Raw genomic sequence first — 12,636 nt, 5'->3', positions numbered from 1 at the left:
GGTTATTTAAATAATTGAAAATTAGCAGAATAGCAGGTTACTAAATTTTTAAAGGGCATTTCGTTTGGATGTTTCAGTGCAAAGTTATACTTTTGCAAACGATTAAAAAGTAATTGGATATGAAACATTTTATGTTATTATTAATTCTTGGGGGGAGCGATATTTATATTCCCAACCCTTTCGAGGCAGATTCTTATATTTTGTCCTATAGTTTGGTTTATCCCAATCAAATTCATAAGCCTGGTAGTAGATCACCCAAGTGCCCTTTGGTTGTTGATTTGGTAGACCATACCTTGACATTACCGAGTCAAGTGATTGGAAATACGCTCACACTTGAAAGTGAGGAAGGGGATGTCTATACCTATTATATAATAGATACGACTTTCCAAATTCCTAAAGAATTGAGTGGTGAATATTCTCTGAAAATATCTGATGGTAATAGTATGTACCAAGGAGTGATAGAATTAAAATAGAAGTATAATAAGGCGCCAAAAATTATACCGCAAACAATTATTAATTTAAAAAGAACGATTATGAAGAAATTGTTTTTTTAATGTCAGCCTTTGCGCTGATGGGAGTTGCTGCTAATGCTAGCACTGGTACTGTTGTTTCCACATCTTGTGGCAAGCAAGTAATGACAGTAGGTCCTGAGTATTTCGCTAGAACAGATGATTTTATAGATTATTTGCAAGATTTGAATGATGCTTATTGTGGAAGTCGTTTTGGCTTTTCTGCAGAAGTTCGTTAATTAGTTTATCGTACAAGAGGTTTTATATAATGTAAAACCTCTTGTACAAATTGTATTTATCATGAATAAGAAAATTATTTGTTTGTTGCTTTTTGTGTTTCCTTTGTTGGTAAGAGCGCAGGAAATTTCAATAGGAGGTTCATGGGCTAATGAACCAGCAAAATTGGGTAAAAACAAAACATTAGACACAAGTGTTATGGAATGCATCTATAACTATCGTATTATAGACCATAGCATTGGAGATATGAGAGAGTATTATGCTATATTGGAAATAGGAGATACTGTTTCTAAATTTGAGAGTTATGGTTCTTATAGGCTAGATTCTGTTCTTGTTGGAAAACAACAGATGACTAACGGAGAGTTTTTAAAACCTATAATATGTATAGACCAGACTTTAAAGAATTCTTGTTAGAAAATGCAAATACAAAACGACTGTCTTATTATGGTAAGGTATCTATAGATAGTTATACCTATCAAGAGGATATACCTCAAATTGATTGGGTATTGTCTGATAGTACAAAGATGATTTGTGGATATTTATGCCATCAAGCAACAGCAGTTTTCCGTGGACGTAATTGGATAGCTTGGTTTTGTGATATACCGAAGAGTGTTGGCCCTTGGAAATTAAATGGCTTACCAGGACTAATTCTTGAAGCACAATCAGAAGATAAAGAGCATACTTTTACTGCCATTTCTGTCCGAAAGTCTAGTTCGCCAATAATTGTCAGAGACACAGAATATTTCAAGACTACTCGTGAGCATTTTAACAAAGCTGTGGCTGATTACAAGTCTGATCCAACTAAGTCTTGGAAAAATTCTCCATTGGCTCCTAAAGATATGAATGGCAAAACGATGCCTATTCCGAAGAGAAAACTTTTTTATAATCCTTTGGAAAAGGAATAGCAGCAAGGCAGTTTAATAAAAACAAAAGTTTTAGCATGAGTTTCATCAAGCATATTGGGATGGTTGTCCTTGCGTTGCTAATAGCCTTGCCTCTCTCTGCCCAAACCACCCTTTCGGGAATGGTAAGGGACGAGTCGGGAAAGGCTCTTGGCAATGTAATGGTCAGAGCCTACAATCAACATAAGAAGTTGAAGCGTTATATGCAGACGAATAGACAAGGGGAATTCCGTCTTGCCACCACCGCCCATGATTCTATCTCCAGTATCACCTTGTCGCGGTTGAGCTATGGGACGAAGACCATCTTGAGAAAGGACTTTGGAAAGCTCAAGAACATCACCTTGCACGATGAGGCTATCAATATCAAGGAGGTGGTGGTGAGAAGTGTGCCTATCCGCCAAAGCGGCGACACCTTGACTTATGATGTCAATGCCTTCAAGAAAGAAAAGGATAGAAGCATCGAGGATGTACTGAAGCGAATGCCAGGCATCAGCGTGGACAACACGGGAGGCATCTATTACCAAGGTGAGCGCATCAGTAAGTTTTATATCGAAAATATGGACATGCTGTCGGGCAACTATATCTTGGCTACCAAGAATATCCGCCCTGACGACGTGGCTGCGGTAAATGTCTATGAAAACCATCAACCCATAAGAGCCTTGAAGAATGTTGACTTCTCCGACAAGGCAGCTCTCAACCTGAAAATCAAGAACAACCGCAAGCTGAAGCCTATCGGCTATCTTCAGCAAGGACTGGGCTATGATGACCAGACGTTGTGGAAGAGTGATGTCTTCGCCATGCAAATCAACAAAAAAACGCAACAGCTCTTGTCGCTCAAGGCTAATGACACGGGCTTGACTTATAATACGTCGCAGTCTTTCGGACTCGACCAAGTTTCTGATTTCTCATCTTTTACTTGGGATGGAATCAGCCTTTCGGCACAAGACATACCAAGCATATCTTTGAGCCGATACGTAGACAACAAGTCGGGAGAAGGAGCATTCAACTCTCTCTTCAAGCTGAAGGACAAACGAACGCTTACTCTCAATTTGCGCTATGCTGGTGATGACCTGCACTACCAAAACCAGAAAAACTCCAGTATCTTCGTAGATGACAACCAGTATCAAGACTTCTCTGAGAAGGTGCAGGCGGCAGTATATTCTAATTCTTTGATGGGAAAGATAAAACTGGAGAACAATACGGAGAAGGTATATTTTCTTGATGACTTTACCTTCAACTCCAAGTTCTATCACAAGCATTTTGGGTTGGAGGACAACTTTGATGGCGCACAAAAGCAAAAATCAGCCAATTATCAGCTAACCAACCAGTTTAGCTCCATTTACCATATTGGCAAGAAAGTGTTTCAGTTGCAAAGCAATATCAAGTTCTCCAACACTCCTGTCAATCGTCTCCAAGCGATTCCTACCGACAAGAGTTGGGAGATGTGGCAAAGCCTCAACGAGACTGCCTTCCAGACCGACGAGCATACCTCTTTCGGATGGCAACTCGGCAGACTCGTACAAATGGGCGTCAAGGTAAACTTCGAGTCTTATTACAATAAGATTCGTTTATCCCGACTTCGTTCCGAGGAGAAGCTAGCCAACACTTTTCAGGGCTATATGCTCAATACAAGCGTGGAGCCTTACTTCCAGATGGCTTGGAACCGGCTGACCTGGGAGGTGAGAGTTCCGTTGTCTCTGCTCAACATACATTTTGAGAATGTGGGAGAGGACAAGAATTTTCGTCATGATGACACCTATGCCAATGTCAACACCACCCTCGCATGGAAAGTGACTAAGGGACTGAAGTTTAGGTTGAGAGGAGGTTCCCGATGCAATTTCGGTGACATATCCAACTTTGTTACTTCACCGATATTCTACACTTACAAGGATGCGACGACCAAGGGCACTGGTAGCTTGACCAATCGAAACTCTCTCTTTGCAAGCGGCCATCTCAACTTCCACAATACAATGGATGGCGTCTTTGCTTCGCTTATGGGCTTGATAACTCGCTCGCAAACCAACTCGATGAGCCAAACGAGCGTATCGGATGGGGATGTCTACACCAAGGTGTCCAAGAAGAAAAATACCATGCTCGACAAGTCGCTCACTCTCAATGCCAGCAAGAATTTCCGTAGCACGGATACGTCTATCTCGCTGATGGCAAGTTTGGGAAATTACCATACTAATATTCTGTCGAAAGACAATGTGCTTAAACTCGTAAATGATCGTTATCTGGTAAATACCCGATTGGAACAGGCGTTTTGGAGCGACAAGCTGAACTTGTCTTTGGAGTACTCTTATTACCAAATGCAAAATAGAGTGAAGGACTTGGGGACTACGATGCGAGAGCACCAAGGTAGCTTTGGGCTTTCTTTCTTCTTGGTAGAGGACTTGGAGTTGTTCGGCGATGTCAGCATGAACTGGCTCAAGGACGCAGACCATCAGGAGCATGAGAGCGATGCCAATGCTGGCATCCGATATAAAAAGAAGAGCATAGAGTTGGAGTTGCTAGCCCAAAACTTGACAAATCAAAGGGTTTATGTGGTCAATAAGCAGATAAAGGAGAGCAATTATCGATACATTTATCAGTTGCGTCCTATCGGATGCACTTTCAGCGTAAAATATAATTTCTAATAATCCAATAAGGATGGTGACTTACTCGTCATCATCCTTATTGTTATCGGCTACGATTTGCGGACCTCTTACCTTGACCTTAATGACCTGATTAACCATTAGTATAGGTTAATAATCACAAAAAGTTACCCTAAGGTAAGTTACCTTTGGGTAACTTTTTGTATATTTGCAGGTGGTAAGAATTAAATAAAGCAGGTAAAACGAATTTAATTAGAAGAATATGACAAAAATAACTAAATATACAATACTGATTTTTTAGTAGCTTTACAAGTTGTCTATTTAATAGAAATAATTGAAAGGGTTATTTTAAATAAATGGAGTGATATATTCTTTCCATGTATTTTTTCTTTATTTATTTGGAATGCTATCTATATATTTTACAGAAAGGCAAAATAATAAAAGGCCGCAAATTACCAATACGAATAAAAGTTAAAAGTGTGTTCCTTTAGTTTACTCAATGGTAAGAGTTGCGTATTTTCTAATAAGAATAAGTATGTAGGAAACATATATAAGAGATATACAATGGAAAAGAAAATGATGAAACAAATGATGATGGCGTTGCTTTTGGCGATGATGCCTTTTGCAGCAAGCGCACAGGAAACTCCTGTCGTACAGGAACAAGCAGATAGTTTGCTGTCTCCTAGTATAATGGTGAATCGACATTTCTATGTCAAGGATTTGCCTTTGGATGTATCGAAGGTGAAGTATATGTCAGCCATCAAGTATGGAGAAAATGGCAACTTGATGGTTTTTACGATGTATCCCAACTTTACTATGCCTAAGGAATGGGAAAAATATGAGATACCTCGCAGTAGAGTGAAATCTCTATCAGAGATAGAAGACCGAATAGAGACTTATCAGCAGATGTTGTCTTTGACGAGGCATAACGAGAATGCTGACGCATTGAGTGGCAAACCGTTGCCAGGTTCCTTTGCTTTGCACGATTTGAACGGAAAACTTTGGACAGAACAGTCGCTCAAGGGACATAAGGTAGTTATCAACGCATGGTATTCAGGCTGTGGACCTTGTTTGCGAGAAATGCCTATCCTTTCGGAGTGGAAGAATAAGTATCCTAATGTGATATTTCTCTCTGTAAACTTTGAGAAAGCTGATAAGGTAAGGAAGATAACGGAGGCACGTGGCTTCAATTGGACTCATCTTTATGGTGATAATTATTTCGTGAAATTTGTTGGCTCAGGCGGTTTTCCTCTCTTCATCGTCCTAGGTGAGGATGGCTTGATACGTTATATGGTGAATGGTACCAATGAGAAGATACGTCAGGATATTTTAAACGTTATTAATAAGTAGTAAAAGCCAAAGGGGGCATGAACACAAAATGCCCCCTTTGGCTTTTACTACTTATTCTATACTGCTAAGATTATTCTTCATCATCCTTGTTGTCTGCCACAACCTGCGGACCTCTTACCTTGTCCTTCAGACTCAGACCTTTTTTGATTTCGATGTTCACACCATCGCTCAATCCGGTGGTTACCTGTTTGCGGTCGTATGTCTTCTTCTCGCCGCTGCCCTTTACGATATAGACAAAGGTGCTGTCGCCGCTGAACTCGATGGCACTCTCCGGAACGGTGATCACGTGGCTCGCCTTTGCCAATACTATCTCGGCATTGGCACTGTAGCCGGAACGGATCTTGCCGCCCTTTACTGAGCGGACGGCTGCCTTTACCTCAAACTGGTTGGCACCATTGTTTTCTACAGCCTTTGGTGAAATGTACTCCAGGTCGGCATCAAACTTCAGGTCCTGCATCGCTCCGATGGTAATCTTCATCGGCATTCCCACTACCAGATTGCCTACCTCGGTCTCGTCGATATTGCCACGGAAGATGAGGTCGTTCATGTTTGCTACGCTGGCGATGGTGGTTCCGTCATTAAAGGTGTTGGCGAGAATCACGGAGTTACCTACCTTGACAGGAATATCGAGGATAATTCCCGAAATGGTAGAACGGATGAGGGTGGAAGAGGCACTGGCGTTGCTCTTGGAAACACCATCACGAACCACTTCGAGCGCATCAAGGGCGGCAACTTCCTCCTCCTTTGCCTGTTGCAACGACTGTTTTACCTTATCAAACTCATCGGCGCTGACCAGCTGCTTCTTGTAGAGCTGTTCCTCGCGACCATAGTTTACCTGTGCCTGCTTCAGGTTAATCTCGGCAAGGCGCACACGAGCCTGCGCCGAACTGAGCTGTCCCATATCCGGAATCACCTTTACCTTGGCGATTACCTCGCCTGCCTGCACGAAATCGCCTGCTTGCTTGCAGATTTCGGTGATGATACCGCTGATCTGAGGCTTTACGTTCACCTCGTTGCGAGGCTCTATCTTACCCGTAATCACCGTGGTTTTCAACACATCGCCCATCTTTGGGGTAAACTCGGTATATTCCACAGGCTTAGGCTGTGATTTCTCATAAAGGAACACGAAGGTTCCGATGAAAATCAAGGCGACTATCGCCGCAACTATCAACTTTGAATACTTTTTCATATCTTTTATATCTTATTTTTCTTTTATTCGTCTCTCATTGCATCTACCGGCTTGATGCTCATGGCTCGCCAGGCTGGGGCAAGTCCGGCAAGACCGCCAAGGATGCAGATGAGGATGGCTGAGGAGATGGCTGTCCAGAAATCTACCTGGAAGTGGGCGGTGAGAATGCCATCCGTGGTGTTCGCCATCTCCAGCATCTGCAGGATGGCTACTCCGAAGATGATGCCGCTCATGCCTGCCACCAGGGTGAGGATAATACTCTCTGAGATGATTTGCGAGAGAATCATCTTTGGCGTGGCGCCGATGGCTCGGCGAATGCCTATCTCGGTGGTTCGCTCCTTCACCGTTACCATCATGATGTTGGAAACTCCGATGGCGCCGGCGAGAAGGGTGCCGATACCTACCAGCCAGATGAGGAAGTTGACACCCTTAAACAGATTGTCGAGCATCTGGAAGAGCACCTCCGTATTGAACACCATGATTCCTTTTTCATCTGAAGGGTCGATGTTGTGAGCCCTGGCTATGGTTTCACGCATTCGCTGGGCGATGCTGCTCATTACCACGCCCGGCTTACCGGTGGTGGCGATGATGTCGATGGCTGTTCCGCGGTTGTAGGCGGTGCGGAGCACGGATTGCGGAATGGTGATGGTTTCGTCGGCTCTACCGCCGAAGTTGATGCCATTTCCCGAGCGGTAATCTACACCCACTACCGTGTAATAGGTGGAATCCACTCGCACGCTCTTGCCGCACGGGTCACCGCCGCCGGGGAAGAGGGTCTTGTAAATCTGTTTACCGATGACGCAAACCTTGCGCTGGCGGCGCACATCCATCTCGTTGATGTATCTGCCGTAAAACATTTTAGGTGCGGAAACCTGGGCGTAATCGGGATTCACGCCCTGCGTGCTGCCGCTGAATTTCTTGTCGCCAAACACCACCGACTTGTTGCCTCCGAAGAGCAGCGGGGTGATGACATCGAGTTCGGGCACCCTGTGGCGCAATCGCTCCAGGTCTTTCTCTTCCATCTGCCAGGAACGCCCCTTGTTGAATCCCTTGTAGGGCTTGGTGGTGTTCTGCGCCCAGATGATGGCGGTGTTGGTGGCGAAGCCTGCGAAGTTGTTCTGCAGTATCTCTTTCAGTCCCTGGCCGCCACCCATCAAGGCGATGAGCATAAACACGCCCCAGAACACGCCGAAGCCCGTGAGCAGACTGCGGCTCTTGTTCCTCGTGATGGTGTCGAGTATTTCTTTATATGTATCTAAATCTAATCGCATAGCCTAGTCAATATTTATGGTCTATATATATAATAAGGTGTAAGCCCCATTAATCACTACTCATTAATCATTATTCCGCTCTCAGCGCCTCTATCGGTCGGATTCTTGCAGCCTTGATGGCTGGGATGAGTCCGGCGATGGTGCCTGCGATGACGATGGCGATGGTGGCGCCGATGCAGGTGCCGATGCCCACCGTAGGGTTCACAAACATGGCGGCTTTAAACAGTCCGGTGTCTATGGTGGTGTGGCCGATGGTTGCGTCCATGATTTCGTTTGCCGCCACGCCACAGACCATTCCGATATAGCCGAAGAACGAGGTGATGATGATGCTCTCGGTGATGATGAGCTTCAGTATAGACCAAGGTTTGGCACCGATGGCTTTTCTTACACCAAACTCTCGGGTTCGTTCCTTCACGGTGATGAGCATGATGTTGCTTACGCCCACGATGCCGCTCAGCAGGGTGAACAGACCTACTATCCAGAGTGCCGTCTGCATGATGGCGATTCCCTGGTTCATCTGGATATTGTCCATGTATCGGTTCCAGAGCCAGATGGTGCGGTCGTCATCAGGTGCAGCCTGATGGTTGTTGTTGATGCTGGCACGATAGTTCTTCTCAAACTGCTCGTTATCCTCCTGGGTCTTCAGGTTCTTGATGGTGAACTCCAGACTTCCTGCATCATCGCCCTTGGCATAGATGGTCTTGATGGTGGAGTAGGCGGTGAAGGCATCGGTATTGTTGCGCGATTCATCATCCTTGTAAATTCCTACCACCTGAAAGTTGAGGTTGCTGATCTTTACGTTCTTGCCCACCAGCGAACGGTAGTCTTTGCAGAGTTCCTTGGCCTGGCTTCGGCTCAGCACCACATTCTTGCGCTGGTCCTTCATATCGATTTCGTTGATGAATCGTCCGGCAATCAGCTCCGTCTTGTCGATTTTGGGATGTGTAGGAGCCACACCCACCAATGACTGGCTTGCCACATAATTATCGCCATAGTTGATGTTCACGTTATACTGTTCCAGTCTTCCCCCCACATCATCCACGTACTGGCCGTAGGTCTGGTTGCTGATGAGGATGTCCCTGTCGTTGAGCGTGATGCTTCTGCCTTCCTTCAGTCCCTTGTAAGCCTTGGAGGTTTCGCCCGGGAATACTCGCATGGAGTTGGCAAGGAATCGGGTGCTTTGCTGCAACTGGGCATTAATCAGTCCGTTGCCGGCGCCCAGCAGGAATATCAGCATGAAGATTCCCCAGGCAACGGCAAATCCCGTGAGCGAAGTGCGGAGCTTGTTGCGCTTCGACGTGCTCCATATTTCTTTGATTAATTCTCTCATGTTCCAAGTTCAAAGTTACTTCACGTAGTCTTTTGATACGAGATGATGGTCTCTGTTGTCTTCGATGCTTCCGATGAGTCCGTCCTTGATATGGATAACCTTGTCGGTCTCGTTGGCTACACCGCTTTCGTGGGTTACCACCACGATGGTCATTCCCTCTTTCTGGTGCAGTTCCTTCAGCAGGTCCATCACTTCCACGCTCGTTTTGGAGTCGAGGGCTCCAGTAGGCTCATCGGCAAGGATGATTTCGGGTTTGGTGATGAGGGCACGGGCGATGGCTACACGCTGCTTCTGTCCTCCCGACATCTCGTTGGGATAATGGTTGGCCCATTGCTTCAAGCCCAGTTTTTCGAGATATTCCATCGCCAGTTCGTGGCGCTTCTTGCGGCTCACGCCCTGGTAGAAGAGTGGAAGCTCTACGTTTTCCACCGCTGTCTTGAACGAGATGAGGTTGAACGACTGGAAGATGAAGCCAATCATCTTGTTGCGGTATTCGGCAGCACGGGTTTCCGAGAGGTCTTTGATGAGCACATCATTGAGTCGGTATTCGCCCGTATCGTAGTTGTCGAGAATACCCAGTATATTTAATAAGGTGGATTTTCCCGAGCCGGAAGCACCCATGATGCTGACGAACTCGCCACGTTCGATGTCGAGGTCGATGCCCTTCAGCACATGGAGAGGCTGAGCACCCTGATAGGTCTTGTTGACGTCTTTTAGATGAATTAATGACATATAATACGCTTGTTTATTGATATGAATTTAAAACGTTAGACGCTTGCAACCTTCTGAAAGTTGCAAGCGTAGCTATTTTTTTAAAACGTTATTACATACACCTTATTATATATAAGGCAAAAACAGAAGCTATAAATATATATTTGAGGATGAATAGTGTCATCATATCTTTATCTTTTTGAGATTCTTCTCCAACTCTTCCTTCACTTCATCGATGGAGATGTCGAGAAGCTGCATTTGTCGGGCGAGTTCCGGGAGTCTTTCTTTCATAAACTCCTTTTTGCGGGTCTTTTTGATCTGCTTCTTGGCTCCAGCGGAAACAAAGTAGCCCAGGCCTCGCTTATTGTAGATGATCTCATCGGTGGCAAGCAGGTCATATGCCTTCACGGTTGTGTTGGCATTTACCTCCAGTAGTACGGCGTATTCCCTGACGCTCGGTATTCGCTCGTCTTCCTTGTATTTGCCCGCCAGAATCTCATCGCTCAGTCGCTCGGCTATCTGTACGTATATTGCTTTATCGTTACTGAAATTCATAATCTTCATTTTTTAATTCTTAGATGTTGATCCACTTGTTGCAGATAACCTGCATGCGGGTGAAGAGCTTGTAAGATGCCCAATAGTTGAAGGCTGATATAACTAGGAATATAATTATATAAGCGAAGATGAATGCATGGCTATAGGCATTTACAAACACTGGGTCTAAGAAATTGAACACACCAACCTCACCTAATCCATTGATGGCATAACCAATAATAAGCATTAAAAGTAGCCCTGTGAAAGTTGTTGATAATATAGGGTGTTTACGGAAGAAGGTCGCTCCTAGCGTAAAGAATGAGTGGACGAAAATGGCGTTGATTAACATAAAAAGCATCCCCTCAAAGTCTAGCGCACTTTTATTAACTTCTACAAATCCATTTCCGATGAACGTTAGAAAGTTCCATGTGATGGAAGTATGTAGCCCTGGTGTGAGGATAAAGCTGAATAGAAATTGGATAAAGTCGGCAATGATGGTTGCGCCAAGGGTCAGAAGCAAGCCTCCTACCGTGATGTTCAGTAATCGACCTAGGTATTTCTCTAGGTTGGAAGCAGGCAACATCAAAAAGTTCTCTCGCTTTATTTTCGTTTTCATGTTTCGGAAGCAATTTCCTACAAATATGTAGATACTGATGGTGAATACTATCAGAATATTGGTAGAAACTACATCGGAATAAGTTCCAAAGAATAAGTTTTCTGCATCTATAGAACTTAGTGATCTGCTACGAAAAGTGCAGAGGCAGATGAGGCAAGTAATGTGATGCCGAATGCCAAACCTATCATAGTGCGGAAGTAGGTCTTCCAATTACTGAGAATATCCCAGCGTATTACCATCTTAAATCTATTGAAATCAAAAGTATTATTCATAATCATCTGTTTTTAATCGTTTAACTTTCCATTAATCACTGCATTGAAGAGCAATTCCAGGTTCATCTGTGTTTCCTGCTCACCCTCCTGTCGCTTGCAGATGGCGGCATTGCCCTGTAGGGTTGGCTCGGCGTAGAGCACGGTGTCGTCCATCTCCTGTGGGTTGCGGTATTCAAAGGTGTATTTCTCGCAGATGTCAGAAACCGATGCATCGAGCAGGAGCTGGCTCTGGTTCATGATGATGATGTGGTCGAGCAACGACTCTACATCGTGCACCTGATGAGTAGAGATGATGAGGGTGCGGTCTTCCGTCATGTTGTTGGCGATGACCTTACGGAACTGGCTCTTCGATGGGATGTCGAGACCATTGGTTGGCTCGTCCATCAGAAGAAAGCGGGTACCCGTGGCGAGTGCGAAACTCATGAATACCTTCTTCTTCTGTCCCATCGAGAGTTCGTTCAACTTGAGAGAGAGTGGTAAATCAAAATCCTTGAGGCAACTGTCCAGCACTTCCTGCGAGAAGTTAGGATAGAACTCCTGGTTCATCTTCACGTAGGTGGCAAGGGAAACGTTGGGCAGTTCAAACTCTTCGGGCACCATGAAGATGTCCTTCAGCATCTCGGCTTTGCGATCTTGTGCCGAAATGCCATCCACGAGAACGGTACCTTGTTGCTGGCGGAGCAATCCGCTGATGAGATAGAGCAGGGTGCTCTTGCCAGTACCGTTCTTACCAAGCAAGCCATAAATGTTGTTCTCCTTGAGTTCCAAAGAGAAATCTCTAAATACAAGGTGCTTGCTACCTGGGTATCTGAAATCAATGTCTTTAATCTGTATCATAATCTTTAATGTTTTAGTGTACTACTTCAATAGAACGCTGCAAAGGTATGCTTTTCTGCGATAAGTACCAAACTTTTGGGTAATTATTTTCATACTTTAACGTAATGTTAACATTATCACCTTATTATAAAAAGCTAAGGGTGTCGTTCATAAAAGAAAAAAGATGTTTTTCTAACCTAAAATCCGCAACTATCATCCAATACACGATTAAGGGTAGATTTATGAGTCGTTAGTAGCAGCTTTCAGTAAAAAGCAACAGCACAACATCAATATGTAGCCACCAT

General features: G+C 44.5%; 14 protein-coding genes. 6 read left to right on the top strand and 8 right to left on the bottom strand.

Annotated features, from left to right (window positions below; translation table 11 throughout):
- The first annotated feature begins 119 nt into the window (after positions 1–119).
- The 6 genes from DW830_RS10720 (at position 120) to DW830_RS10695 (ending at position 5,592) form a co-directional block, all read left to right on the top strand.
- Entirely contained in the window at positions 120–473 is a 354-nt protein-coding gene (locus DW830_RS10720) for a hypothetical protein (RefSeq protein ID WP_119249885.1), read from the top strand.
- Between the two features lie 80 nt (positions 474–553).
- Positions 554–748, top strand: coding sequence for a hypothetical protein (locus DW830_RS10715; RefSeq protein ID WP_119249884.1), 195 nt, complete (start codon positions 554–556; stop codon positions 746–748).
- A gap of 61 nt (positions 749–809) precedes the next feature.
- Positions 810–1,160, top strand: a complete 351-nt coding sequence (locus tag DW830_RS10710; RefSeq protein WP_119249883.1) for a hypothetical protein — start codon at positions 810–812, stop codon at positions 1,158–1,160.
- Positions 1,127–1,651, top strand: a complete 525-nt coding sequence (locus DW830_RS10705) for a GLPGLI family protein (protein ID WP_119249882.1) — start codon at positions 1,127–1,129, stop codon at positions 1,649–1,651. Before DW830_RS10710 ends, DW830_RS10705 begins: the two co-directional genes overlap by 34 nt.
- Positions 1,652–1,686: 35 nt before the next feature.
- On the top strand, positions 1,687–4,284 hold the full coding sequence (locus tag DW830_RS10700; RefSeq protein ID WP_119249881.1) for a carboxypeptidase-like regulatory domain-containing protein: 2,598 nt from the start codon (positions 1,687–1,689) through the stop codon (positions 4,282–4,284).
- A gap of 534 nt (positions 4,285–4,818) precedes the next feature.
- Positions 4,819–5,592, top strand: a complete 774-nt coding sequence (locus DW830_RS10695; RefSeq protein ID WP_158573478.1) for a TlpA family protein disulfide reductase — start codon at positions 4,819–4,821, stop codon at positions 5,590–5,592.
- 70 nt (positions 5,593–5,662) lie between these two features.
- Here DW830_RS10695 and DW830_RS10690 read toward each other — a convergent pair whose 3' ends face one another.
- The 8 genes from DW830_RS10690 to DW830_RS10660 all read right to left on the bottom strand — a co-directional run bounded on the left by DW830_RS10690 (position 5,663) and on the right by DW830_RS10660 (position 12,352).
- On the bottom strand, positions 5,663–6,781 hold the full coding sequence (locus DW830_RS10690) for an efflux RND transporter periplasmic adaptor subunit (protein WP_119249879.1): 1,119 nt from the start codon (positions 6,779–6,781) through the stop codon (positions 5,663–5,665).
- Between the two features lie 23 nt (positions 6,782–6,804).
- Positions 6,805–8,052, bottom strand: a complete 1,248-nt coding sequence (locus tag DW830_RS10685) for an ABC transporter permease (RefSeq protein ID WP_119249878.1) — start codon at positions 8,050–8,052, stop codon at positions 6,805–6,807.
- A gap of 70 nt (positions 8,053–8,122) precedes the next feature.
- Positions 8,123–9,382 (bottom strand): ABC transporter permease, encoded by a 1,260-nt coding sequence (locus DW830_RS10680; protein WP_119249877.1) that lies wholly within the window; start codon positions 9,380–9,382, stop codon positions 8,123–8,125.
- A 15-nt stretch (positions 9,383–9,397) separates the two neighbouring features.
- Positions 9,398–10,114 carry an ABC transporter ATP-binding protein gene (locus DW830_RS10675; protein ID WP_006848206.1) on the bottom strand — a complete coding sequence of 239 codons (717 nt, stop codon included), beginning with the start codon at positions 10,112–10,114 and terminating at the stop codon, positions 9,398–9,400.
- A 162-nt stretch (positions 10,115–10,276) separates the two neighbouring features.
- Positions 10,277–10,648, bottom strand: coding sequence for a GntR family transcriptional regulator (locus DW830_RS10670; protein WP_006848205.1), 372 nt, complete (start codon positions 10,646–10,648; stop codon positions 10,277–10,279).
- Between the two features lie 19 nt (positions 10,649–10,667).
- Positions 10,668–11,243: a hypothetical protein gene (locus tag DW830_RS10665; protein WP_119249876.1), complete on the bottom strand. Its 576-nt coding sequence runs from the start codon at positions 11,241–11,243 to the stop codon at positions 10,668–10,670.
- Positions 11,244–11,359: 116 nt separating this feature from the next.
- Positions 11,360–11,515 (bottom strand): hypothetical protein, encoded by a 156-nt coding sequence (locus tag DW830_RS15860; RefSeq protein WP_158573477.1) that lies wholly within the window; start codon positions 11,513–11,515, stop codon positions 11,360–11,362.
- Between the two features lie 12 nt (positions 11,516–11,527).
- Complete coding sequence (locus tag DW830_RS10660) at positions 11,528–12,352, bottom strand: ATP-binding cassette domain-containing protein (RefSeq protein ID WP_119249875.1); 825 nt, start codon at positions 12,350–12,352, stop codon at positions 11,528–11,530.
- Positions 12,353–12,636: the final 284 nt, after the last annotated feature.

It is taken from the genome of Prevotella sp. AM34-19LB (assembly GCF_003468525.1).
In the GTDB taxonomy this organism is placed as follows: Bacteria; Bacteroidota; Bacteroidia; order Bacteroidales; family Bacteroidaceae; genus Prevotella.
Note: the sequence above shows the minus strand (reverse complement) of the source record. Positions and strands in the feature narration are given on the sequence as shown.

Bases quoted from the DNA above. Each gene is read 5' to 3' on its own strand.
- DW830_RS10680 (WP_119249877.1), bottom strand. From the start codon at position 9,382: ATGAGAGAATTAATCAAAGAAATATGGAGCACGTCGAAGCGCAACAAG.
- DW830_RS10690 (WP_119249879.1), bottom strand. From the start codon at position 6,781: ATGAAAAAGTATTCAAAGTTGATAGTTGCGGCGATAGTCGCCTTGATT.
- DW830_RS10670 (WP_006848205.1), bottom strand. From the start codon at position 10,648: ATGAATTTCAGTAACGATAAAGCAATATACGTACAGATAGCCGAGCGA.
- DW830_RS10705 (WP_119249882.1), top strand. From the start codon at position 1,127: ATGTATAGACCAGACTTTAAAGAATTCTTGTTAGAAAATGCAAATACA.
- DW830_RS10710 (WP_119249883.1), top strand. From the start codon at position 810: ATGAATAAGAAAATTATTTGTTTGTTGCTTTTTGTGTTTCCTTTGTTG.
- DW830_RS10675 (WP_006848206.1), bottom strand. From the start codon at position 10,114: ATGTCATTAATTCATCTAAAAGACGTCAACAAGACCTATCAGGGTGCT.
- DW830_RS10660 (WP_119249875.1), bottom strand. From the start codon at position 12,352: ATGATACAGATTAAAGACATTGATTTCAGATACCCAGGTAGCAAGCAC.
- DW830_RS10685 (WP_119249878.1), bottom strand. From the start codon at position 8,052: ATGCGATTAGATTTAGATACATATAAAGAAATACTCGACACCATCACG.
- DW830_RS10720 (WP_119249885.1), top strand. From the start codon at position 120: ATGAAACATTTTATGTTATTATTAATTCTTGGGGGGAGCGATATTTAT.
- DW830_RS10665 (WP_119249876.1), bottom strand. From the start codon at position 11,243: ATGAAAACGAAAATAAAGCGAGAGAACTTTTTGATGTTGCCTGCTTCC.
- DW830_RS10700 (WP_119249881.1), top strand. From the start codon at position 1,687: ATGAGTTTCATCAAGCATATTGGGATGGTTGTCCTTGCGTTGCTAATA.
- DW830_RS15860 (WP_158573477.1), bottom strand. From the start codon at position 11,515: ATGAATAATACTTTTGATTTCAATAGATTTAAGATGGTAATACGCTGG.
- DW830_RS10695 (WP_158573478.1), top strand. From the start codon at position 4,819: ATGATGAAACAAATGATGATGGCGTTGCTTTTGGCGATGATGCCTTTT.
- DW830_RS10715 (WP_119249884.1), top strand. From the start codon at position 554: ATGTCAGCCTTTGCGCTGATGGGAGTTGCTGCTAATGCTAGCACTGGT.